General features: G+C 72.0%; 18 protein-coding genes. 12 read left to right on the forward strand and 6 right to left on the reverse strand.

What is annotated here, in order from left to right; genetic code table 11:
- Positions 1 to 114 precede the first annotated feature (114 nt).
- The 3 genes from nhaA to ACH47Z_RS19535 form a co-directional block, all read right to left on the reverse strand.
- A complete protein-coding gene (gene nhaA, locus ACH47Z_RS19525) occupies positions 115 to 1,557 on the reverse strand; it encodes a Na+/H+ antiporter NhaA (RefSeq protein ID WP_399075375.1) in 1,443 nt (480 codons plus the stop codon).
- Positions 1,558 to 1,747: 190 nt separating this feature from the next.
- The gene (acs, locus tag ACH47Z_RS19530) at positions 1,748 to 3,703 is read right to left on the reverse strand and encodes an acetate--CoA ligase (RefSeq protein ID WP_399075149.1); all 1,956 of its coding nucleotides are present in this window, start codon (positions 3,701 to 3,703) and stop codon (positions 1,748 to 1,750) included.
- A gap of 116 nt (positions 3,704 to 3,819) precedes the next feature.
- Complete coding sequence (locus ACH47Z_RS19535) at positions 3,820 to 6,294, reverse strand: bifunctional SulP family inorganic anion transporter/carbonic anhydrase (RefSeq protein WP_399075150.1); 2,475 nt, start codon at positions 6,292 to 6,294, stop codon at positions 3,820 to 3,822.
- 277 nt (positions 6,295 to 6,571) lie between these two features.
- Here ACH47Z_RS19535 and ACH47Z_RS19540 point away from each other — a divergent pair, with 277 nt between their 5' ends.
- Positions 6,572 to 7,840: a hypothetical protein gene (locus ACH47Z_RS19540; protein ID WP_399075151.1), complete on the forward strand. Its 1,269-nt coding sequence runs from the start codon at positions 6,572 to 6,574 to the stop codon at positions 7,838 to 7,840.
- Between the two features lie 31 nt (positions 7,841 to 7,871).
- On the opposite strand, the gene ACH47Z_RS19545 is transcribed toward ACH47Z_RS19540, so the two are convergent.
- Positions 7,872 to 8,852, reverse strand: a complete 981-nt coding sequence (locus ACH47Z_RS19545; protein ID WP_399075153.1) for an ATP-binding protein — start codon at positions 8,850 to 8,852, stop codon at positions 7,872 to 7,874.
- Positions 8,853 to 8,952: 100 nt separating this feature from the next.
- Between ACH47Z_RS19545 and ACH47Z_RS19550 the strand changes: the two genes are divergently transcribed.
- Positions 8,953 to 9,777 (forward strand): oxidoreductase, encoded by an 825-nt coding sequence (locus tag ACH47Z_RS19550; RefSeq protein WP_399075155.1) that lies wholly within the window; start codon positions 8,953 to 8,955, stop codon positions 9,775 to 9,777.
- A gap of 340 nt (positions 9,778 to 10,117) precedes the next feature.
- Here the strand turns inward: ACH47Z_RS19550 and ACH47Z_RS19555 are convergent, their stop codons facing one another.
- Positions 10,118 to 10,960: an HAD family hydrolase gene (locus ACH47Z_RS19555; RefSeq protein ID WP_399075157.1), complete on the reverse strand. Its 843-nt coding sequence runs from the start codon at positions 10,958 to 10,960 to the stop codon at positions 10,118 to 10,120.
- Between the two features lie 579 nt (positions 10,961 to 11,539).
- Here ACH47Z_RS19555 and ssd point away from each other — a divergent pair.
- The 7 genes from ssd (at position 11,540) to ACH47Z_RS19590 (ending at position 16,881) form a co-directional block, all read left to right on the forward strand.
- Positions 11,540 to 12,646: a septum site-determining protein Ssd gene (ssd, locus tag ACH47Z_RS19560; protein ID WP_399075159.1), complete on the forward strand. Its 1,107-nt coding sequence runs from the start codon at positions 11,540 to 11,542 to the stop codon at positions 12,644 to 12,646.
- On the forward strand, positions 12,643 to 13,833 hold the full coding sequence (locus ACH47Z_RS19565) for a TadA family conjugal transfer-associated ATPase (RefSeq protein ID WP_399075161.1): 1,191 nt from the start codon (positions 12,643 to 12,645) through the stop codon (positions 13,831 to 13,833). Before ssd ends, ACH47Z_RS19565 begins: the two co-directional genes overlap by 4 nt.
- A 41-nt stretch (positions 13,834 to 13,874) precedes the next feature.
- Positions 13,875 to 14,720, forward strand: a complete 846-nt coding sequence (locus ACH47Z_RS19570) for a type II secretion system F family protein (RefSeq protein ID WP_399075377.1) — start codon at positions 13,875 to 13,877, stop codon at positions 14,718 to 14,720.
- A gap of 140 nt (positions 14,721 to 14,860) precedes the next feature.
- Positions 14,861 to 15,637, forward strand: a complete 777-nt coding sequence (locus tag ACH47Z_RS19575; protein WP_399075163.1) for a type II secretion system F family protein — start codon at positions 14,861 to 14,863, stop codon at positions 15,635 to 15,637.
- Between the two features lie 68 nt (positions 15,638 to 15,705).
- Positions 15,706 to 15,918 carry a DUF4244 domain-containing protein gene (locus tag ACH47Z_RS19580; RefSeq protein WP_399075379.1) on the forward strand — a complete coding sequence of 71 codons (213 nt, stop codon included), beginning with the start codon at positions 15,706 to 15,708 and terminating at the stop codon, positions 15,916 to 15,918.
- Between the two features lie 22 nt (positions 15,919 to 15,940).
- Complete coding sequence (locus ACH47Z_RS19585; protein ID WP_399075165.1) at positions 15,941 to 16,279, forward strand: TadE family type IV pilus minor pilin; 339 nt, start codon at positions 15,941 to 15,943, stop codon at positions 16,277 to 16,279.
- A 221-nt stretch (positions 16,280 to 16,500) separates the two neighbouring features.
- Positions 16,501 to 16,881 (forward strand): Rv3654c family TadE-like protein, encoded by a 381-nt coding sequence (locus ACH47Z_RS19590; RefSeq protein ID WP_399075381.1) that lies wholly within the window; start codon positions 16,501 to 16,503, stop codon positions 16,879 to 16,881.
- Here the strand turns inward: ACH47Z_RS19590 and ACH47Z_RS19595 are convergent.
- Entirely contained in the window at positions 16,775 to 19,300 is a 2,526-nt protein-coding gene (locus ACH47Z_RS19595; RefSeq protein WP_399075167.1) for a DEAD/DEAH box helicase, read from the reverse strand. The two genes, ACH47Z_RS19590 and ACH47Z_RS19595, sit on opposite strands and share 107 nt — an antisense overlap.
- An 81-nt stretch (positions 19,301 to 19,381) precedes the next feature.
- On the opposite strand from ACH47Z_RS19595, the gene bldG reads away from it, so the two are divergent.
- The 3 genes from bldG to ACH47Z_RS19610 all read left to right on the forward strand — a co-directional run bounded on the left by bldG (position 19,382) and on the right by ACH47Z_RS19610 (position 22,991).
- Positions 19,382 to 19,723 (forward strand): anti-sigma factor antagonist BldG, encoded by a 342-nt coding sequence (gene bldG / locus ACH47Z_RS19600; protein ID WP_399075170.1) that lies wholly within the window; start codon positions 19,382 to 19,384, stop codon positions 19,721 to 19,723.
- A 158-nt stretch (positions 19,724 to 19,881) separates the two neighbouring features.
- Positions 19,882 to 20,316: an ATP-binding protein gene (locus ACH47Z_RS19605; RefSeq protein WP_399075172.1), complete on the forward strand. Its 435-nt coding sequence runs from the start codon at positions 19,882 to 19,884 to the stop codon at positions 20,314 to 20,316.
- Positions 20,317 to 20,588: 272 nt separating this feature from the next.
- Positions 20,589 to 22,991 carry a sodium-translocating pyrophosphatase gene (locus tag ACH47Z_RS19610; protein WP_399075174.1) on the forward strand — a complete coding sequence of 801 codons (2,403 nt, stop codon included), beginning with the start codon at positions 20,589 to 20,591 and terminating at the stop codon, positions 22,989 to 22,991.
- Positions 22,992 to 23,181 lie beyond the last annotated feature (190 nt).

The raw sequence follows: 23,181 nt of genomic DNA on the forward strand, positions 1-23,181 counted from the left end.
AGGTCTGACATGCCGCGGGCGTACCGTCGTCCGCTACGGCCGTCTCGTTCGAGCGGCCGTACCGACCGGCCGTCCCGCTTGTGTGGCCGTCTTGTTTTGTACCGTCTCGTCAGATCATGCCGGACGGTCGTCCTCCTCGCCTGCCCCGCCCGCCACTTCCGCAAGCCCGTGGCGGGCCGCGGCCGCCCGCTCGGCGGCGATGCGCCGGTGCTCGGCGGCCTTGCGCTCGTGGATCTGGGCCATGCGCAGGTGGTACGCCGGGTCGTCCTCCTCGTACACGTCGGGGATGCCGTCGAGGTCGTCGTCGCGCTCCTCTTCCGCGCACAGCCTGCGGTACTTGCCGTTGCGTATCTTCAGCAGCACCGTCGCACACACCGCCGCGATCAGCGAGCCGGTGAGGACGGCGGCCTTCACCTCGTCGGTGAGGACGGCGTCGCGGGCGAAGGCGAGCTCGCCGATGAGCAGGGAGACGGTGAAACCGATCCCGGCGAGGGTGGCCACCGCGAAGACGTCGGCCCAGGCGAGGTCCTCGCTGAGGGAGGCGCGGGTGAAGCGGACGGTCAGCCAGGTGCCGCCGAAGATGCCGAGCGCCTTGCCGACGACGAGGCCGAGCACCACGCCGAGCGTCTCCGGCTTGGTGAACACGTCCGCGAGCGCCCCGCCGGAGACCTTCACCCCGGCGCTGAACAGCGCGAACACCGGCACGGCGAGCCCGGCCGACAGCGGCCGCACCAGGTGCTCGACGTGCTCGCCCGGCGAGTGCTCCTCACCCTCCCGGGTGGTGCAGCGCAGCATCAGGCCCATGGCCACGCCGGCGATGGTGGCGTGCACGCCGCTGTTGTACATGAGCGCCCAGATCACCATCGCGAGCGGCACGTACACGTACCAGCCGCGTACGCCCTTGCGCAGCAGCAGCCAGAAGACCACCAGCCCGGCGGCGGCCCCGCCGAGGGCGGCGAAGTTCAGCCCGTCGGTGAAGAAGACCGCGATGATCAGGATCGCGAAGAGGTCGTCGACGACCGCGAGCGTGAGCAGGAAGGCGCGCAGGGCGCTGGGCAGGGAGGTGCCGATGACCGCGAGGACGGCGAGCGCGAAGGCGATGTCGGTGGCGGTGGGCACCGCCCAGCCCTGCGTCGAGCCGCCTGTGGTGAGGTTGGTGAGGGTGTAGACGAGCGCCGGTACGGCCATGCCGCACAGCGCGGCGACCACGGGCAGCACGGCCGCCCTCGGGTCGCGCAGATCCCCGGCGACCAGCTCGCGCTTGAGCTCGATACCGGCGACGAAGAAGAACACCGCGAGCAGACCGTCGGCGGCCCAGTGGGCCATGGAGAGGTTCAGGCCGAGCGTGCCGGGGCCCATGTGGAGGTCCGCGAGCGTCTCGTAGCTGTGGCGGAGGGCGGGGATGTTCGCCCAGATCAGCGCCGCTACGGCGGCGAGGAGCAGCAGGACACCACCGACGGTCTCGGTCCGCAGGGCGTCCGCGACGAAGGCCCGCTCGGGCAGGGACAGGCGTCCGAGGACCTTGCGGGGGGCTTTCGGGGTGCGGGGCGCGGCCACGGCGGGGACCTCCGGGTCGGTACGGCGATGATCACGCCGTCGCTCGGGATCGTCGACGGCGTCGCCGACCAGACTTCCCGGCACACCCTGAGGGTGCCACTTTACCGGATTTTGACGCTGGATGTTAGTGAGCCGAACGAAAAAGGGGGCGCCCGGTGACGACACCGGGCGCCCCTTGCTGCGGTTCTGCCTAGTCCTCGCTGGGCGCCGCCGGCAGCTTGGCCTGGATGAGGTCCATGACCGTGCTGTCTGTCAGCGTGGTGACGTCGCCGAGCTGACGGTTCTCGGCCACGTCGCGCAGCAGGCGGCGCATGATCTTGCCGGAACGGGTCTTCGGCAGCTCGGCCACCGGCAGGATCCGCTTGGGCTTGGCGATCGGGCCGAGCGTGGCGCCGACGTGGTCGCGCAACTCGCCGACCAGCGCATCGTTCTCCGAGGCCGTACCGCGCAGGATCACGAACGCGACGATCGCCTGGCCGGTGGTCTCGTCGGTGGCGCCGACGACGGCCGCCTCGGCGACCGACGGGTGGGACACCAGCGCCGACTCCACCTCGGTGGTCGAGATGTTGTGCCCGGAGACGAGCATGACGTCGTCCACCCGGCCCAGCAGCCAGATGTCGCCGTCGTCGTCCTTCTTCGCCCCGTCACCGGCGAAGTACTTGCCCTCGAACCGGGACCAGTAGGTGTCGATGAACCGCTGGTCGTCGCCCCAGATGGTGCGCAGCATCGACGGCCACGGCTCGGTCAGCACCAGGTAGCCACCGCCGCCGTTGGGCACCTCGCTCGCCTCGTCGTCGACGACGGTCGCGCTGATGCCGGGCAGCGGGCGCTGCGCGGAGCCGGGCTTGGCCTCGGTGACACCGGGCAGCGGCGAGATCATGATCGCGCCGGTCTCGGTCTGCCACCAGGTGTCCACCACCGGCGTCGTGTCCGCGCCGATGTGCTTGCGGTACCAGATCCACGCCTCGGGGTTGATCGGCTCGCCGACGGACCCCAGGATGCGCAGGCTGCTGAGGTCGAACTTGGCGGGGATGTCGTCGCCCCACTTCATGAACGTCCGGATCGCGGTCGGCGCCGTGTAGAGGATCGTGACGCCGTACTTCTGCACGATCTCCCAGAACCGGCCCTGGTGCGGGGTGTCCGGAGTGCCCTCGTACATGACCTGCGTCGCGCCGTTGGCCAGCGGGCCGTAGACGATGTACGAGTGCCCGGTGACCCAGCCGACGTCGGCCGTGCACCAGAACACGTCCGTCTCCGGCTTGAGGTCGAAGACCGCGTGGTGCGTGTACGCCGCCTGGGTGAGGTAGCCACCGGAGGTGTGCAGAATGCCCTTCGGCTTCCCCGTCGTACCGGAGGTGTAGAGGATGAACAGCGGCTGCTCCGCCTCGAACGCCTCCGGGGTGTGCTCGGCCGACTGACGCTCGACCAGGTCGTCCCACCAGTGGTCCCGCCCGTCGGTCCAGGCCACGTCCTGGCCGGTACGGCGCACCACCAGCACGTGCTCGACGTTGTCGACCTTCTCGATCGCCTCGTCCACGGCGGGCTTGAGGGCGGAGGGCTTGCCGCGCCGGTAGCCGCCGTCGGCGGTGATGACGACCTTGGTGTCCGCGTCCTGGATGCGGGTCGCGAGCGCGTCCGCCGAGAAACCGCCGAAGACGACCGAGTGCGCGGCACCGATCCGGGCCGAGGCCAGCATCGCGATCGCGGTCTCCGGGATCATCGGCATGTAGACGGCGACCCGGTCGCCCTTGCGGACGCCCAGCTCCAGCAGGGCGTTGGCCGCCTTGGAGACCTCGTCCTTCAGCTCCGCGTAGGTGATCGAGCGGCTGTCGCCGGGCTCGCCCTCGAAGTGGATGGCGACCCGGTCGCCGTGTCCGGCCTCGACGTGGCGGTCCACGCAGTTGTAGGCGACGTTCAGCTCGCCGTCCTTGAACCACTTCGCGAACGGAGGGTTCGACCAGTCCAGCGTCTCGGTCGGTTCCTTGGCCCAGGTCAGCCGGCGGGCCTGCTCGGCCCAGAAGCCGAGCCTGTCAGCCTTGGCCTGTGCATACGCCTCCGCGGTGACGTTGGCGTGCGCGGCCAGGTCGGCGGGGGGCGCGAACCTGCGTTCTTCCTTGAGCAGGTTGGCCAGGCTTTCGTTGCTCACGACATCTCCCTCTCGCAGGGTGTCCGTTGTGTCCCGGGCCACAGCTCATCAGACACGCGGTCCGATGACAAGGGTCGTCGGCAAAATTGGTTTAGACCTGTTGGGAACTCGGTGGCTCACACCGCGTCACGTGCCTCCTCTCCAGCGGCGACGCCCTCTCTGACGTCCTCGAACACCCCGTCTCCCGCCGCCTCCGCGAGCAGATACGCCTGCGCCTCGGCCACGTGGAAGTACATCCCGTGCAGCTCCAGCTCACCCCGGGCCAGTGCGCGGGCGACCGGGCCGTGCGCCTGCAGATGCTCCAACTGCTGGACCACGTTGACCAGGCACAGCTGCTCCACCGCGTCCGCCGGCGCCCGCCCGGCCAACCGGGGCCAGGCGCGGCGGTCCTGGCCCATCCGGGCGAGACTCGGCATCCCGTGCCGGAGCCAGCGGCGCAGGGGGGTGGGCTCGTCGGCGGATGCCGGCTCGCCGGGTGCGGGCCCGGCGGACCCGGACTCGGTGTGTCCGGGCCGAGCGGAGACGGTCCTGGCGGCCCCGGCGGCACCGGGCCCGGCGGACAGCAGCGCCTGCATCGCCCCGCACCCCGAGTGCCCGCACACCGTGATGGAGCGCACCCGGAGCACCTCCACCGCGTACTCGATGGCCGCCGCCACCGAGTCGTCGCCGTGCTCCTCGCCCGGCGGCGGCACCAGATTGCCGACGTTGCGGACGACGAACAGGTCGCCGGGACCACTGGCGGTGATCATCGACGTGACGAGCCGGGAGTCGGCGCAGGTCAGGAAGAGCTGTGCGGGGCGCTGGCCCTCCCGGGCCAGCCGCGCCAGCTCCGCCCGCACCAGCGGCGCGGTGTGACGCTGGAACGAGCTGATGCCACGCGCCAGTTCCCGCCCTGCCACCCGACCCGCCTCCTGTCCGGCCACCCGCCCCGCCGGGCCGGCCGGAATCCCTGTGGCGCAGTCCTGGTGGTTGCGCCAGGGCGTCCAGGGGCGGCACCGGCACGGGGCGGACCGAGCCGGGGTGACGGCGGCGGACAGGGTGGCGGCGGGCAGGGCGGATCCGGTGGCGGTCCGGATTCCGCCGCGCCGGCCCGACAGCTCTGCCGTACCGCCGCGCGCGGTGTGGGCGCTGCGCCAGTCCTGCAGGAACTCGTACGCCGCGTGGTCCATGAACGACCCGTCCAACTCCACGACGGCGTGGGCGCCTTGGGGGACGAGCTGCAGGGCTCTGCTGAGCCGGGGCACGGCGAGGAACGTCAACTGGCCTCTGACACGTACGTGATGGACTCCTTCCTGCTGGTCATGGGTGATGCGGGTGCGGGCGAGGCGGTGCAGGGCGACGGCGACCGCCAGGGCGACCCCGAGGACCACGCCCTCAAGGACGCCGAGGAGGGCCACGCCGAGTGCGGTCGCGGCGTAGACCGGCACTTCGCGGTGGCGCGTCACCGTGCGGATGTGGTGCAGGGACACCATCTGGATGCCGACGGCCATCACCAGGGCGGCGAGGGAGGCGAGCGGGATCTCCTCCAGGAGCGGGACCATCAGCAGCGCGGCGACTACTACGAGAACGCCGTGCAGCATCGCGGAGTTCCGGCTCACGGCACCCGATTTCACATTCGCGGCGCTGCGTACGGCGACCCCGGTGACCGGCAGGCCGCCGAGCGCCCCGGACACCATGTTGGCGGCGCCCTGACCGCGTAGTTCCCGGTCCAGGTCCGAGTGCGGAACGTGTGGCCCGCCACGGGCGGCGACCAGTTTGTCGACGGCCGCGGCGGACAGCAGTGACTCGACGCTGGCGACCAGGGTGACGGTGAGGACGGCCGTGGCGATGCCCAGCACGGGACCGGCGGGCGGCTCCGGAAGGGCGTGCCCGGACCAGGACGGCAGGTCGACCCGGGGCAGGGCGAGGCCGGCGAGGGGCGCCGCGGCGGTGGCCCCGGCCACGGCGACGAGGGCGGCCGGAACTCTGCGCAGCAGCCGCCCGGTCCGGCCGGGGAGTCGGGGCCAGGTCAGCAGCAGGACGAACGTGAGCGCGCTCATCGACACGGCGGCCGGGTGCATCCGGGCCAACTGGGCAGGCAGCGCGCGGAGGTTGGCGACGACGGAGCTGTCCGGGCTGCCGCCGAGGACGATGTGCAGCTGGGCGACGGCGATGGTGATGCCGATGCCGGCGAGCATGCCGTGCACCACGGCCGGGCTGACCGCGAGCGCGCCACGCGCCACCCGCAGACAGCCGAGTCCGAGCTGGGCGAGTCCGGCGAGGACGGTGATGCCGCAGGTGGCCCGCCAGCCGTAGCGCTGGATCAGGTCGGCGGTGATCACGGTGAGTCCGGCGGCGGGCCCGCTGACCTGGAGCGGGCAGCCGCCGAGCCGGCCGGCGACGAGCCCGCCCACGGCCGCGGCGACGAGGCCGGCCTGGAGCGGGGCGCCGGTGGCCAGGGCGATGCCGAGGGACAGGGGCAGGGCGATCAGGAAGACCGCGACGGACGCGGACAGGTCGGCGCCCTCGACGGGGAAGCGGCGGCGGGGCCCGGCCGGCGGGCTGTGCGGCGGGTGCGGGTGCTGGGTGTGTGGGGGTGCGCAGGCTGGCATGGTCCCGTCTCCTCCGGGGCGGCGTGGTCGCGGACTGGGCGGGGAGCACTGTCAGTAAATGAAGAGTAACGTAACGTAAAGAAAGAGCATAGCTTTTCGGGGCAAATGGCTTATCGAATCGCTCGCGTGAGTGAAGTAATCATTTGATGGGCTTGTCAGCCTCATTCCTTCTCGGCCCCGTGCGACCTTGGCGGCGCTGTCGGTGCAAGCCCGGCGCATCACCAGAGAACGGCCCTCGTCAGCGTGTGTCCGAGAGAAGGAAGAAGGTGGGCGGAGCATGACCGCCACCCAGAGGATCGCCGTCGGCGTCGTGGTCGCCGCGGCCTGCGCCTCATCGCTCGCCGGTTGCGCGACCGGCTCCCACGGTTCGAAGGAAGGGGTGCCCGGCCCGCAGAAGGGAGCGGCGGCGCCGCCCCAGAGCGTGGTCCGGCTGATCGGCGACGGATCCACCGCGTACACCGGCGCGCAGCCGCATCTGCCCCGGCCCGAGCGGCTGAAGCCCGGTCAGAAACCGCCCCAGTTCGTCGTCTTCTCCTGGGACGGCGCGGGCGAGGACAGCCAGAAGCTGTTCTCGCACTTCCGCAAGGTCTCCAAGGAGAACCACGCGACCATGACGTACTTCCTCAGCGGCGTGTACGTGCTGCCGGAGGACAAGCGCGACCTCTACCGGCCCCCGCAGCACTCGCCGGGCCGCTCCGACATCGGCTTCAACGACCAGCAGGGCATTGCCAATACCGTCAGGCAGGCGCGGCTGGCCTGGCTGGAGGGCAATGAGATCGGCACCCACTTCAACGGCCATTTCTGCGGACCCGACGGCGGGGTCGGCACCTGGTCGGTGGACGAGTGGAAGAGCGAGATCGCCCAGGCCAAGCAGTTCGTGAAGACCTGGAAGACCAACACCGGCATGAAGAAGGCGGCCCCGCTGCCCTTCGACTACGACAAGGAGCTGATCGGCGCCCGCACCCCCTGCCTCGAGGGCCAGAAGAACTTCATGAAGGCCGCCCGTGACCTGGGCTTCCGCTACGACTCCAGCGGCGTCGACAACCAGATCTGGCCCAAGAAGAAGGAGGGCCTGTGGGACCTGTCGATGCAGCTGGTGCCCTTCCCCGGGCACACCTTCGAGCAGCTGACCATGGACTACAACTTCATGGTCAACCAGTCCGGCACCAAGACCCAGGGCGACCCCGACAAGTTCGACTACTGGGGCGACCAGATGCACGACGGCCTGGTCAAGGGCTTCTACCGGGCCTACGACGGCAACCGCGCGCCGCTGATCATCGGCAACCACTTCGAGTCCTGGAACGGCGGCACGTACATGCGCGCCGTCGAGGACACGGTGAAAGAGGTGTGCAACAAGCCCGACGTGCGCTGTGTCTCCTTTCACCAACTGGCCGACTGGCTGGACGCCCAGGACCCGCAGACCCTTCAGAAGCTGCGCACCCTGAACGTGGGTGAGGCGCCCCGGCAGGGCTGGGCGTCCTTCCTCTCCGGCCGTCCGGCCCCGGCGCCCAAGGGTGTGCCCGGGGCGCCGGCGGTCAGGCAGTAGACGTCGAGCGGCAGAGGGAAGGCGGCGGGAGTCAGGCGGGGGTGGCCACGCTCTCACCGAGCGCGAAGGTGGGGTCGACCTGCGCCGCCAGGTCGGCCCCGGTGCGCTCGTTGCCCCACGCCTCGGCGTTCTTCAGGTGGAAGTGCACCATCTGGCGGGTGTAGCGCTCCCAGTCCCGCAGCTCGTACGTGGCGTCCACGGCGGCCCGCAGGGTGTGCAGGGCGCGGGAGTTGGCCTCTTCCAGGAGATCGAACCGGGGCGGGCGGCCCTTCTCCATGGCGCGCACCCAGTCCGAGCGCCCGACCGTCACGAGCAGGTCGTCCCCGACCTCCGCGCGCAGGAAGTCGATGTCGTCCTGTTCCTGGATCTTGTTGCCGACGACCTTCAGGGCGACGCCGAAGTCGCGGGCGTACTCCTGGTACTGGCGGTAGACGGAGACCCCCTTCCGGGTCGGCTCGGCGACGAGGAACGTCATGTCGAAGCGGGTGAACATGCCGGAGGCGAAGGAGTCCGAACCCGCCGTCATGTCGACCACGACGTACTCGTCGGGGCCGTCGACGAGGTGGTTCAGGAACAGCTCCACCGCTCCCGTCTTGGAGTGGTAGCAGGCGACCCCCAGGTCGGCGTCCGTGAAGGGGCCCGTGACCATCAAACGGACGGCGCCGCCGTCGAGTTCCACCGGGCGCGCGCAGGCGTCGTAGATCTGGTTCGGCTCGCGCACGCGGACCAGGCGCGAGCCCTCGCCGGGCGGGGTCGTCTTGATCATCGTCGCGGCGGAGTGGATGCGCGGGTTGGCGCCGCGCAGATAGTCCTTGATCAGCGGCAGCCGCTCGCCCATGGCGGGCAGCGCGGCCGCCTCCGCCTCGTCGAGGCCGAGCGCCGGGCCGAGGTGCTGGTTGATGTCCGCGTCGATGGCGACCACCGGGGCGCCGGCGGCCGTGAGGTGGCGGATGAAGAGGGAGGAGAGCGTGGTTTTGCCGCTGCCGCCCTTCCCGACGAAAGCAATTTTCATGTTCACCAAGGGTAGTCAGGTGATATCTGCATGTGTCAGCGTGAGTGAAGAAGACCACTCCTTCGAGGGGTACGACGCGGGGGTGCGTAGTGTCGTACTCATGAGTACGACAGGCGCGACCGCCGATCCGCTCGCGGCCCTGGGCTCGCTGCCCGGGGTGGCCGAGTCCGTGGAGTCCGTGCGCAAGGCCGTGGACCGGGTCTACGGACACCGGGTCATGCGGCGCCGTAGCACCGAGATCACCGCCGAGGCGGCCCTGCGCGGCGCCCGCGGCTCCGCGGCGCTGTCCGGCGCCGACTGGGCCCTGGAGGAGGTGCGGCGGCGCACCGACTTCAGTGGCGATGCCGAGGCGCGCGTGATGGGTGCCGCCCTGCGGCTGTCGGCCGAGGCCGGGCAGCTGCTGTCCATCTGGCGGCAGTCGCCGCTGCGGGTGCTGGCCCGGCTGCACCTGGTGGCCGCGGCGAGCAGCGGTGCCGAGGTCGGCCGGCCGCGCCGAGCGGGCGAGGCGGTGGACGAGCCGCTGGTCGAGCTGCCCCTGCCGGACGCCGCGGAGGTCTCCGGCCGACTGGAGGGGCTCGCGGACCTGATCATCGCCGGGACGTCCGCGCCCGCGCTGGTGACGGCCGCCGTGGTGCACGGCGAACTGCTCGCGCTGCGGCCCTTCGTGTCCCACAACGGCCTGGTCGCGCGCGCGGCCGAGCGGATCGTCCTGATCGGCAGCGGCCTGGACCCGAAGGCGATCTGCCCGGCCGAGGTCGGCTACGCCGAACTGGGCCGCGCCTCCTACCTGGCGGCACTGGACGGATACGTCTCCGGCACCCCCGAGGGCATGGCGGCCTGGATCGCCCACTGCGGCAAGGCGGTCGAGCTGGGCGTGCGCGAGTCGACGGCGGTGTGCGAGGCGCTGCAACGCGGCGCGGCCTGAGCGGGCGGCCCGGCGCCGGGCAAGAGTTGCGGCGGTACGAGCACTCGTACCGCCGCTGGCATGCTCACCCGGTTACCAAGCGTCCTCGATATGTGCCCATCAGGTCGGGGAACCTTGCCCGTCACCTGGTGTTGCTGGCCCGTAATCGACGGGTCGACGTCGCGTGGGTGCCCGATGTTCATGCGGGGTCCGTGGGCCAACTGCGTAGTGGTAGGTGATCCTCTCGGATGTCCTGTGGTCTCGCGGGCCTGAATTCTTTCTACCGCGAGCCAGGAGGAAGCGGAACCCCTGCCCGCACTTCTTTACTTTCAGGTTCAAACATGGGTGAAACGGGCGACGTTCAGGCCGTGCTCCGGCGCCGGCTGGCGTACCAGACGAGGCCGGCGGTCGCGGCCGCCGCTCCTATGGCCGCCGCCGCGACGAGCGCGGGGCGGGGCGGGACCGACAGTGCGGGCAGCCGCTTCTTGAGCGGGACGGGATGGCGGAACGCCAGAATCGGCCATCCGCGCGCGAGTGCCTCGCGGCGCAGCGTGCGGTCCGGGTTGACCGCGTGCGGGTGGCCGACCGCCTGGAGCATCGGCAGGTCGGTCGCCGAGTCGCTGTAGGCGTAGCAGCGGTCGAGGTCGTAGCCCTCGGATGCGGCCAGCTCGCGGATCGCCTCGGCCTTGGTCGGGCCGTAGGCGTAGTACTCCACCTCCCCGGTGAAGCAGCCGTCCTCGCCGACCACCATGCGCGTGGCCACCACCCGGTCCGCGCCCAGCAGTTCGCCGACCGGCTCGACCACCTCGGCGCCCGAGGTCGACACGATCACCACGTCCCGTCCGGCCGTGTGGTGCTCCTCGATGAGGGAGGCGGCCTCGTCGTAGATGATCGGGTCGATCAGATCGTGCAGCGTCTCGGCCACGATCTCCCGGACCTGCTGGACGTTCCAGCCGCGGCACAGGGCGGACAGATACTCGCGCATACGCTCCATCTGGTCGTGATCCAGGCCGCCGGCCAGGAAGACGAACTGGGCATATGCGGTACGCAGTGCGGCCCTGCGGTTGATCAGCCCGCCTTGGTAGAAGGACTTGCCGAAGGTGAGCGTGCTCGACTTCGCAATGACCGTCTTGTCCAGGTCAAAGAAGGCTGCCGCGCGGGGCGAGGAGTGGTTTTCCACGCCCTGAGCATAGGCGCCCACCATTCGGCGTAAGGTGGGGCGTGTGGGTTTGCCTGAGAGGGCTCTCGGGTACACCATGGAAGTCACGGATCGTTCGCGACCGTGCTAACCCGGTCCGACTCCTCCCCCCCCGAGTCGGCCGTGGGGACGACCCCCGCTCTCCCCCCCGGCGGGGGTCGTCGCATGTCCGGACGGGTTTACGTCCCTCTCCCCCTTCCTTCCGCGACCGTACGGCCGCTTCGGCGCCGCTGCGGTGTCGTTTTGCCATGCCCATGATTCGTTACTCATGGTAATCGCCGCGCTGCTCTGTGGAAGTCGCACAGGGATCGGTACAGACGTCACCGGTATGGGTGACGGAGATATTCACAGGCCCTGAGTTGTCCACAGTTTTCCACCAAGATCCACATCATTTCGCGGATCGCTGCACCGTGATTCCAGCGCGCTGCGGCCGCGGCGAGTTCATGGCCGGTTCCGATTGCCGGAGCGCGTATGGCCGGTTTCCGTCGGCCGTTCATATGGAGGGCCGCTTGCCGGTTCTCCACACCTTTGGGAAACGCGGGGCCGCAGGGGCTGCGCGGCCCACGCAGCGAAGGGGGAACACCCGTGACCGGAACCGTCACCCACGACCCGCCGCCCGGCACTTCGGACCGGCCGGGGCGGCCGCTGATCGTCACCGAGGACGCCGAACTCCTGGACGACCTGCTACGCCTGTGCGCGGCCGCCGGCGCCACACCCGAGGTCCACCACCGCGTCCCGGACCACGGCGACGGCTGGGAGACGGCCCCGCTCGTGCTGGTCGGTGACGACGCCGCCCGGCGCGTCGGCGGGGCCGCGCGCCGGCGCGGAGTGGTGCTGGTCGGCCGTGACCAGGACGACCCGGGTGTGTGGAAGCGAGCCGTCCAGATCGGCGCCGACCACGTCCTGATGCTGCCCGACGGCGAGCAGTGGCTGGTCGACCGCATCGCCGATGTCGCCGAGGGCGTCGGCCGCCCGGCCCTCACCGTCGGGGTGATCGGCGGCCGGGGCGGGGCCGGCGCGTCCACGCTCGCGTGTGCCCTCGCCGTCACCTCCGCGCGCGAGGGACTGCGCACCCTCCTCGTGGACGCCGATCCGCTCGGCGGCGGACTCGACGTACTCCTCGGCGGGGAGAGCGCCGAGGGCCTGCGCTGGCCCGCCTTCGCCGCCTCCCGGGGGCGGGTCGGCGGTGGCGCGCTGGAGGAGTCGCTGCCGGAACTGCATCAGCTGCGGGTGCTCAGCTGGGACCGTGGCGACTGCGTCGCCGTCCCGCACCAGGCGGTGCGCGCCGTGCTCGCCGCCGCCCGGCGACGCGGCGGCACGGTCGTGGTCGACGTGCCCCGCCGCCTCGACGACGGCGTCGCCGAGGCCCTCGCCCAGCTCGACCTGGCCCTGCTCGTGGTCCCCGCCGAACTGCGGGCGGTCGCGGCCGCCGGGCGGGTGGCGTCCGCCGTCGGCATGGTCGTCCGTGATGTGCGGGTGGCCGTACGCGGGCCGTACGCGCCCGGTCTGGACGGCAGGGAGGTGGCCCGGCTGCTCGGCCTGCCGCTGGCCGGTGAGGTCCCTGTCGAGCCGGCGCTGCTGCGCCCCCAGGGTGGCGCGAAACCGCCCGGTGCGACCGGGCGCGGACCGCTGACCCGCTTCTGCACGGCCTTCTGGGAGCGTGCGCTGGTCGAGGCCGGAGGCGCCCGATGACGCTCACCGGGCTCGACCGGGCCGACGGCGCCGCCCTGCTCGACGGCGTCCGGCGCTGGCTCGCCGAGAGCGGCGCCGAACCCACCCCCGCGCGCGTGGCCCAGGCCCTGCGCGAACAGGGCCGGGTGCTCGGCGACGCCGAAGTCCTCGGCGCGGCCGCGCACCTGCGCAGCGAACTGGTCGGCAGCGGACCGCTGGAGCCGCTGCTCGCCGACCCGGACGTCACCGACGTCCTGGTCTCGGCGCCGGACCGGGTGTGGGTCGACCGCGGCGGCGGCCTGGAGCTGACCCCGGTGACCTTCCCCGACGCGGCGGCCGTACGACGCCTCGCGCAGCGGCTGGCCGCCGTGGCCGGACGGCGCCTGGACGACGCCCGGCCGTGGGCGGACGCCCGGCTGCCCGACGGCACCCGGCTGCACGCGGTGCTGCCCCCGGTCGCCGTCGGCTGCACCTGCCTGTCCCTGCGGGTCGTACGGCCCCGGGCGTTCACCCTGGAGGAACTGGTCGCAGCCGGCACGGTGCCGCCCGGCGGCGACCGGATCCTGCGGGCGCTGCTCGCGGCCCGGCTCTCCTTCCTCGTCAGCGGCGGCACCGGCAGTGGCAAGACGACCCTGCTCAGCGCCCTGCTGGGCCTGGTCGGGGCGGACGAGCGGATCGTGCTCGCCGAGGACTCGGCCGAGCTGCGACCGGATCACCCGCACGTCGTCCGGCTGGAGACCCGGCCCGCCAACCAGGAGGGCGCCGGCCTGGTCACCCTGGAGGACCTCGTCCGGCAGGCGCTGCGGATGCGGCCCGACCGGCTGGTCGTCGGCGAGGTGCGCGGACCCGAGGTCGTGCATCTGCTCGCCGCCCTCAACACCGGTCACGACGGCGGCTGTTGTACGGCTCATGCCAACGCCGCCGCAGACGTCCCGGCCCGGCTGGAGGCGCTGGCCACGGCCGCGGGGCTCGACCGGGCGGCCCTGCACAGCCAGCTGGCGGCCGCGCTCTCCGTCGTCCTGCACCTCGTACGGGACCGGTCCGGACGGCGCCGGATCGCCGAGATGCACGTGCTGGAGCGGGACACCACGGGCCTGGTGCGCACGGTACCGGCCCTGCGCTGGGGCGAGCGGGCCTTCGTACGGGAGCGGGGCTGGGAGCGGCTGCGGCAACTGCTCGGTACGACGCGTGAGTTCACGGATGAGTGAGAGGGGTGGCGGAAGTGGTCGGTGGGGTGGGTGAGACCTCGATGGGTGCGGCGGTGGTCTGTCTCGGCGCGCTGGTCTGGCTGCTGGGCGGGCGGCACCACGGGATGCGGCGAGCGCGGCTGCTGCTCGCGGGCGGCGGAGTGGTGCCGACCGGGCCGCCCTCCTGGGAGCAGGTGGGTGCGGAACTGCGGCGACTGCGCGGCCGGTTGGGGGCCGAGTGGTGGGCGCTCACGGCCGGGCTGCTGCTCGCGGCGCTGGGTGCCTCGGTGATTCCGGTCGCCGCGGGGGCGGCCGGGGTGCCGGTGCTGCGCCGGGTGCGGCTGGCCCGGCAGGCCCGGCGCGACCGGGAGCGGCGGGCGGACGCGGTGATCGCCCTGTGCGGGTCTCTCGCCGGGGAGGTGCGCGCCGGACGGCAGCCGGGCGAGGCGTTGCCGCGGGCCGCGCGGGACACCGGCGGGCTCGGCGACACGCAGGCGGCCGTGGTCGCGGCGGCGCGGTTCGGCGGGGACGTGCCCGGCGCGCTCGCCGCGGCCGCCCGGCAGCCGGGTGCCGAGGGCCTGCTCGGACTGGCCGCGTGCTGGCGGGTGGCCGTGGACCAGGGCGCCGGACTCGCGGCCGGCCTGGACCGGCTGGACGCGGCCCTGCGCGCCGAACGGGACCAACGTGCCGACCTGTACGCCCAGTTGGCCGGAGCGCGGGCTACGGCGGTACTGCTCGCCGCCCTGCCCGCCCTCGGTCTCCTCCTCGGCACGGCCATGGGCGCTGCCCCGCTCCACGTGCTCCTGCACACCGGCGCCGGTCTGGGCTGCCTGACGGTCGGCGCGGCCTTCGAGGCGGCCGGGATGGCGTGGGCGGTCCGGATCGTGCGGGGAGCGGAGGCGGCGTGAGCGGGGAGCGGGGTGTGGACCTGGGGACGGCCGCGGCAGGGCGTGCGACCCGGGGACGGGTGGGGCGGTGTGCGGGTGGCCGGGTGCGAGGGGGACCGGTACCGGTCGGCGGAGCGAGGCGGGCGAGGAGAACGGGTGGTATGAGCGGGGAAGTTGTCCACAGGTTGGGGATGGCCGGGGGTGTGGTGCTGGGCCTCGGCTGGGCGGTTCGGCGGCTGGACCTGGTGCGGCGGCGCCGGGCGCGTCGGCGGGCGGCCGAGTTGCTGGGGCAGGCCGCGCCGGTGCCGAGGCGGTCGTTCGAGGTCGCGGGCGCGCTGCGACGGTGGCTGCCGCCGGCCGGCGCCGGGTGCGGTGCGTGGGTGCTGGTGGGTGGCCTGACCGGGGCTGTCCTGGGGCTGGTCGTCGGCGCCGGGCTGTGGCGGTGGCGAAGCCGCCAGACCGCGGCCGGCCGGACGGAGTCGGTGGACACCGCCGCGGCCGCACGCCAACTGCCTCTCGCCGCCGACCTGCTGGCCGCCTGCATCACGGCCGGAGCCGGGCCGGTGATCGCCGCCCAGGCGGTGGGAGAGGCGCTCGGCGGGCCCGTCGGGCAGGCGCTGGCGCGGGGCGCCGCCGAGGTACGGCTCGGTGGTGAACCGGCGGACGCCTGGCGCCGGTTGGCCGCGCTGCCCGGCGCGGGAGCGCTGGCGCGGTTGCTGGAGCGGGCCGACGAGTCCGGGCTTCCAGCGGCCGGCCCGGCTGCCCGGCTCGCCTCGGACGCCCGCGCGCAGTGGGCGCGCACGGCGACGGCCCGCGCGCGGCGTGCCGCCGTACTGATCTCCGCGCCCGTCGGCCTGTGCTTCCTGCCGGCCTTCATCGCGGCCGGGGTGCTCCCCGTCGTGATCGGACTCGCGGGCGGGGTGATGGGAGGGAGGTGAGACGTACGGGGCGAACGGAACCGAGCAGGACCGAGTAGGTGCGCATGACCACAAAAGACCTGAACCTCATGGGGGTTGGAATGAACGAGAAGATCAAGGAAGCGGTGGTACGGCTGCGGGGCAGGTGCCGTAGGGACGCCGGCATGGTCACGTCGGAGTACGCGATGGGCGTGCTCGCGGCCGTCGGGTTCGCCTTGTTGTTGTACGAGGTCGTCACCAGCGGCCAGGTCCGGGCGGAGCTGCAGGCCATCGTGAAGAAGGCCCTCAGTGCGCGGATGTGAGCGAGGGGCGGACCGGGGGTTCGTGACCGCGGAGGCGGCCGTGGTGCTCTGTGTGCTGGTGGCGTTCACGATGGCGCTGGTCTGGGGGCTGCTCGTGGTGGCGGCACAGATCCAGTGTGTGGACGCGGCCCGCACGGGCGCCCGGGCCGCCGCCCGGCAGGACCCGGCCGACGCGGTGGTGACGGTGACCCGGGAGACGGCACCGCGCGGGGCACGCGTGAGCGTGCGGCGCGAGGGCGACCTGGTCCGGGTGACGGTGGCGGCCAGACCGCCGGTCCTGAGCGGACTGCCTTTCGAGGTCCGTGAGCAGGCCGTGGCGCTGGCCGAGGAGACGGTGGGAGCGCGGGAGGAGGGGCCGTGAGAGAGGGGGATGAGCGAGTCGGCGGCCCCGCGTGCGCGTATGGCAGGCAGCGGGGCGGTCTCCCCGGCCGGGTGGGCTGCGAGCCGGAGCCGGAGCCGGAGCCGGAGCCAGAGTCGGAGTCGGAGCGGGAGCCGGAGCCGGAGCGGGAGCGGGAGCCGGGCAGCGGGCGGAGGCGCCCGCACGGCCGGCCGTGCTCCGCTCGGGATCAGGGGTCCGCCACCGTGTGGAGCCTCGGGGTGATCGCCTTGCTGTGCGCGGTGTTCGGCGCCGTGCTCGCCCTCGGGCACGCCGTCGTCGTGCGGCACCGCGCGGCCGGCGGGGCGGATCTGGCCGCGCTCGCGGCGGCGGACCACTGGGCCGAGGGCGGGGCGGCGGCCTGCGCCCGGGCCGCCCGGGTGGCGGCTACCCAGGACGTACGGCTGGTGCGGTGCGCGATCGTGGGCGAGACCTCGGACGTGACGGCGGCGTCGGGAAGAGGACCGTTCACGGCGGAGGTCAGGTCGAGAGCGGGCCCCGCGGTGCCGTTGCCGGCTTCTCCGCAGGCTCCGCCACCGACGGATTCCCGGGCTTCTCCTCCGGCGCCTCCCGCAGCAGGACCGTGAGGAGGCGGACCGCTCCCCGCTTGTGCAACGGGTCGTTGCCGTTGCCGCACTTGGGGGACTGGATGCAGGACGGGCAGCCGGCCTCGCACTCGCAGGAGGCGATCGCCTCGCGGGTGGCGGTGAGCCAGGCGCGGGCGGTGTGGAAGGCACGCTCGGCGAAGCCCGCGCCGCCGGGGTGGCCGTCGTAGACGAAGACCGTCGGAAGGAGGGTGTCGGGGTGGAGGGGGACGGAGACGCCCCCGATGTCCCAGCGGTCGCAGGTGGCGAACAGGGGCAGCATGCCGATGGAGGCGTGTTCGGCGGCGTGCAGGGAGCCGCCGAGGATCTCCGGGTTGACCCGGGCCTCGTCCAGTTGGTCGTCGGTGACCGTCCACCACACCGCGCGCGTGCGCAGTGTGCGCGGAGGGAGGTCGAGTTTGGTCTCGCCGAGCACCTCACCGGTGATCAGGCGTCTGCGGAGGAAGGAGACCACCTGGTTGGTGACTTCGACCGAGCCGTAGCACAGGCGGCCGGAGCCCCACGGGATCTCGGTGTCCGTCTCCAGGATGGAGATCGAGGTGGTGTCGCGGGCGACCGTGGAGTACGGCGGGTCGGCCTGTTCGACCAGGGCGACCGAGTCCTCCAGGTCGAGCGAGCGCACCAGATACGTGCGGCCCTGGTGCAGATGGACCGCGCCCTCGTGGACCGTGGAGTGCGCGGCGGCCGCGTCGACCGTGCCCAGCAGGCGGCCGGTGCCGGCCTCCACGACCTGCACCGGGCTGCCGCCCGCGCCGCGGATGTCGGTCAGGTCGGCGGCCCGCTCCCGACGGGTCCAGTGCCAGGCCTTCGTCCGCCGGCGGAGCAGCTTCGCGGCCTCCAGCTGCGGCAGCACGTCCGCGCAGGCGGGGCCGAAGAGGTCCAGGTCCTGCTCGGTCAGCGGGAGTTCCGCGGCGGCGGCGCACAGGTGCGGGGCGAGGACGTAGGGGTTGTCGGGGTCGAGGACCGTCGACTCCACCGGTTGGTCGAACAGGGCCTCCGGGTGGTGGACGAGGAAGGTGTCCAGCGGGTCGTCGCGGGCGACCAGGACCGCGAGGGCGCCCTGGCCGGAGCGGCCCGCGCGGCCCGCCTGCTGCCACAGGGACGCGCGCGTGCCCGGGTAGCCGGCGATCACCACCGCGTCCAGGCCGGAGACGTCCACACCCAGCTCCAGGGCCGTCGTGGCGGCGAGGCCGAGGAGTTCACCGGAGTGCAGCGCGCGTTCCAGGGCGCGCCGCTCCTCGGGGAGATAGCCGCCCCGGTAGGCCGCGACCCGCCGGACCAGGGAGCGGTCGACCTCGGCCAGCCTCTCCTGGGCGATGACCGAGATCAGCTCGGCGCCGCGCCGGGACCGTACGAAGGCGACCGAGCGCACGCCCTGCACGGTCAGATCGGTCAGCAGATCGGCGGTCTCGGCGGTGGCGGTACGCCGTACGGGGGCACCTTTCTCGCCGTGCAGCTCGGTGAGCGGGGGCTCCCACAGGGCGAAGACGAGTTCGCCGCGCGGGGAGGCGTCGTCGGCGACCTCGGTCACCGGCAGGCCGGTCAGCCGGCGGGCGGCGACGGACGGCTCGGCGGCGGTCGCCGAGGCCAGCAGGAAGACGGGCGAGGAGCCGTAGCGCGCGCACAGGCGGCGCAGCCGGCGCAGCACCTGGGCGACGTGCGAGCCGAAGACGCCCCGGTAGGTGTGGCACTCGTCGATGACGACGTACTCGAGGGACTTCAGGAAGGAGGACCAGCGCGGGTGGGACGGGAGTATCCCGCGGTGCAGCATGTCGGGGTTGGTCAGGACGTAGTTGGCGTACTGGCGGATCCACTCCCGTTCCTCGAACGGGGTGTCGCCGTCGTACACGGCCGGGCGTACGGCGCTGCCAAGGGGTTGTGAAAGTTCCTTCACCGAACGGCACTGGTCCGCTGCGAGTGCCTTGGTGGGCGCCAGGTAGAGGGCGGTGGCACCACGGCCGTTCGGGGCCTCGGAGCCGTCCAGAAGGGCGGACAGGACGGGCACGAGGTACGCGAGGGACTTGCCGGAGGCGGTGCCGGTGGCGACGACCACCGAATCGCCGTCCAGGGCGTGCTCGGCGGCCAGCGCCTGGTGCGCCCAGGGGTGCTCGATCCCGGCCGCCTGCACGGCCGCGATCACCTCGGACCGAATCCGGTCAGGCCAGACGGCATGGCGGCCCGCGCGCGGGGGCAAGTGCTCCGTATGAGTGATGCGCGCAGCCCGGCTCGGCCCGGAGGCGAGCCGGTCCAGGACCGCGCCCGGAGACGGGCGGGACGCCGGGTCCGCCGGGGATCGATCGGATCGGTGATTCTTGGCCATCGGCACCGAGTGTGTCACTGGCGTGACGGACAATGGAGCCAAGGCGTCGTGCACGCCTGCCGGTAAGTGATTGAATGCCATCGCGGCTGGCGAAGCGTCCCGGGGGCCGCAAGCCGAGGTGCCCGAGGGGCGAACGCTCGATAGCAAGGTGCTGGAGGATCCGTGGACCTGTCCCTGTCGACCGAGACCGTCGGCGATCGTACGGTCGTCCGAGTCGGTGGCGAAATCGACGTGTATACCGCGCCCAAGCTGCGCGAGCAGCTGGTCGAGCTGGTGAACGACGGGAATTTCCACCTCGTCGTCGACATGGAGGGCGTGGACTTCCTCGACTCCACCGGGCTCGGCGTGCTGGTCGGCGGCCTGAAGCGGGTGCGTGCCCACGAGGGCTCGCTGCGCCTGGTCTGCAACCAGGAGCGCATTCTCAAGATCTTCCGTATCACTGGCCTCACCAAGGTGTTCCCGATCCACACCTCGGTCCAGGAAGCGGTCGAGGCCACCGACTGACCGCGGACCGGTCTCCGGCGCCGGGCTCCTGAGCGGGCCCGGACGCCGGGCGGTCTCGTTCGGGCCGATGAGGCGGCCCGGGCACAGAAGAACACTTGGGGTGCGGGCGCTCGGCGGCCCCGCCCCCGACCGCACGCCCGTAGTCGCGAGGGGGATGCATGGCCACCGTCGAACTCCGCTTCAGCGCGCTGCCCGAGCACGTCCGGACCGCCCGCCTGGTGGCGGCCGCGGTGGCACGCAGGGCCGGAGTGGACGAGGCCGTCCTGGACGAGGTCCGGCTCGCCGTGGGCGAGGCCTGCTCCCGTGCCGTCGGGCTGCACCAGAACAGCGGTATCTCGGCGCCCGTGAAGGTGGCGCTGATCGAAGAGGAGAAACAGTTCTCCATCGAGGTTGGCGACGAGGCCCCGCACGCCGTGCCGCGGGGCGACACGCCCGGCGACGCGCAGGACGGCGACGCGGATGTCGAGGAGGACGAGATGGGCCTCGCGGTCATCAGCGGCCTCGTCGACGACGTGGAGGTCAGCAGCGGCAAGGACGGCGGCCTGATCCGCATGACCTGGCCGACGACACCGCCGGCGGCGGCCGTTCTCTGACAGCCGACACACCACTTCACGAGGGCCCTGCCGAGCAGGGCCCTCGGTGTTTTTTCCAGCGTGAACAGGTACCCTCACAATTCGTGAAGGAATTCACGATCATTGACAATGCCTTGAGGGCATTACTCCATTCGGGTGGCGTGGCGCGATCTCGATCATTTACCGATGAGCCGGTGGAGGCTAATTCCGTTTACCGCGCTCTGTTGAGATCACTCCGGGGTACCTAGAATCCGTCCACATCTTGAGCTCAGTCCAAGCGTCAAGGAGGACGAATGGCCGGGCTTTCTACTTCTCCATCGGGTCACTCCATCACCCTCGCGGCCGCGGTCCTGACCGACCACAACCGGATCCTCGTGGCCGTCATCGCCGCGGTCGCGCTGGCCGCTCTGGTGGTCGCAGGGGTCCTGGTACGCCAGGTGCTCGCCGCGGGCGAGGGCACCGACAGCATGAAGCGGATCGCCGAGGCGGTCCAGGAAGGCGCGAAGGCGTATCTCGCCCGGCAGTTGCGCACGCTCGGCGTATTCGCCGTCGTCGTGTTCTTCCTGCTCATGCTGCTGCCCGCGGACAACTGGAATCAGCGGGCCGGACGATCGCTGTTCTTCCTGATCGGTGCCGCGTTCTCGGCGGCCACCGGCTATATCGGCATGTGGCTCGCCGTGCGCAGCAACGTGCGGGTCGCCGCGGCCGCCCGGGAGGCCACACCGGCACCGGGTGAACCGGAAAAGGATCTCACCACCGTCTCGCACACCGCGATGAAGATCGCATTTCGCACGGGCGGCGTCGTCGGCATGTTCACGGTGGGGCTCGGCCTGCTGGGCGCCTCCTGTGTGGTGCTGGTGTACGCCGCCGACGCGCCGAAGGTGCTGGAGGGCTTCGGCCTCGGCGCCGCCCTGATCGCCATGTTCATGAGGGTGGGCGGCGGCATCTTCACCAAGGCCGCCGACGTCGGCGCCGACCTGGTCGGCAAGGTCGAACAGGGCATTCCGGAGGACGACCCGCGCAATGCCGCAACCATCGCCGACAACGTGGGCGACAACGTCGGCGACTGCGCGGGCATGGCGGCCGACCTGTTCGAGTCGTACGCCGTCACCCTGGTGGCCGCGCTGATCCTCGGCAAGGCCGCCTTCGGCAACTCCGGGCTGGCGTTCCCGCTGCTCGTGCCCGCCATCGGCGTCCTCACCGCGATGATCGGCATCTTCGCGGTCGCGCCCCGTCGGGCCGACCGCAGCGGCATGACCGCGATCAACCGCGGCTTCTTCATCTCCGCGGTGATCTCCCTCGCGCTGGTCGCGGTCGCGGTCTTCGTCTACCTGCCCTCGAAGTACTCCGACCTGCACGGCGTGACGGACGCGGCGATCCGCGGCAAGGACGGCGATCCGCGGCTGCTCGCCCTCGTCGCGGTCGGCATCGGCATCCTCCTCGCCGCCGTCATCCAGCAGCTCACCGGCTACTTCACCGAGACCAACCGCCGTCCGGTCAGGGACATCGGCAAGACCTCCCTCACCGGCCCGGCCACGGTCGTGCTGTCCGGCATCTCGCTCGGCCTGGAGTCCGCCGTCTACACCGCGCTGCTCATCGGGCTCGGCGTGTACGGCGCGTTCCTGCTCGGCGGTACGTCGATCATGCTGGCGTTGTTCGCGGTCGCGCTGGCCGGCACCGGCCTGCTCACCACGGTCGGCGTGATCGTCGCCATGGACACCTTCGGGCCGGTGTCCGACAACGCCCAGGGCATCGCCGAGATGTCCGGCGACGTCCAGGGCGCGGGCGCGCAGGTGCTCACCAACCTGGACGCGGTCGGCAACACCACCAAGGCCATCACCAAGGGCATCGCCATCGCCACCGCCGTCCTCGCCGCGTCGGCGCTGTTCGGGTCGTACCGCGACGCGATCACCACCAACGTGCAGGACGTCGGGGAGAAACTCACCGGGCCCGGTGCCCCGCTGAGTCTGTCCCTGGACATCTCGCAGCCCAACAACCTCGTCGGCCTCATCGCGGGCGCCGCGGTCGTCTTCCTCTTCTCCGGACTGGCCATCAACGCCGTGTCGCGCTCGGCCGGTTCGGTGGTGTTCGAGGTGCGGCGGCAGTTCCGCGAGCACCCCGGGATCATGGACTACACCGAGAAGCCCGAGTACGGGCGTGTCGTCGACATCTGCACCAAGGACGCCCTGCGGGAGCTGGCCACACCGGGTCTGCTCGCCGTGATGGCGCCCATCTTCGTCGGCTTCACCCTCGGTGTCGGTGCGCTCGGCTCCTACCTCGCCGGCGCGATCGGCGCGGGCACGCTGATGGCGGTGTTCCTCGCCAACTCCGGCGGCGCCTGGGACAACGCCAAGAAGCTGGTGGAGGACGGTCACCACGGCGGCAAGGGCAGCGACGCCCACGCCGCCACGGTGATCGGCGACACGGTCGGCGACCCCTTCAAGGACACCGCCGGACCGGCCATCAACCCGCTGCTGAAGGTCATGAACCTGGTCTCGCTGCTCATCGCGCCCGCGGTGATCAAGTTCTCCTACGGCAACGACAAGAACCTCGGCATGCGGATCCTGATCGCGGTCCTCGCGCTCGCGGTGATCGTCACCGCCGTGTACATCTCCAAGCGGCGCGGTATCGCCGTCGGCGACGACGAGAGTGCCGAGCGGGTCTCCAACTCACCGAACACGGCGGTGGTTTCCTAGACCTTCCGGGAAAGCCCTGTTCAACGGGTGGGCGGGCGGCGCGTGTTGACGCGCCGTCCGCCCGCTGTCGTCGGTGGGTGTGTCTGTGGGTTCGACTGTGGGATCGCCCACGTGGTGAGCCTTGTCTCTCATGGTGCAAAGGGTCATAAAGGGCGCTTTAGGGGGCGTACGGGGAGTGGAGGGTGTGCGT

This window comes from Streptomyces sp. NPDC020192, from assembly GCF_044388685.1.
GTDB lineage: Bacteria > Actinomycetota > Actinomycetes > Streptomycetales > Streptomycetaceae > Streptomyces.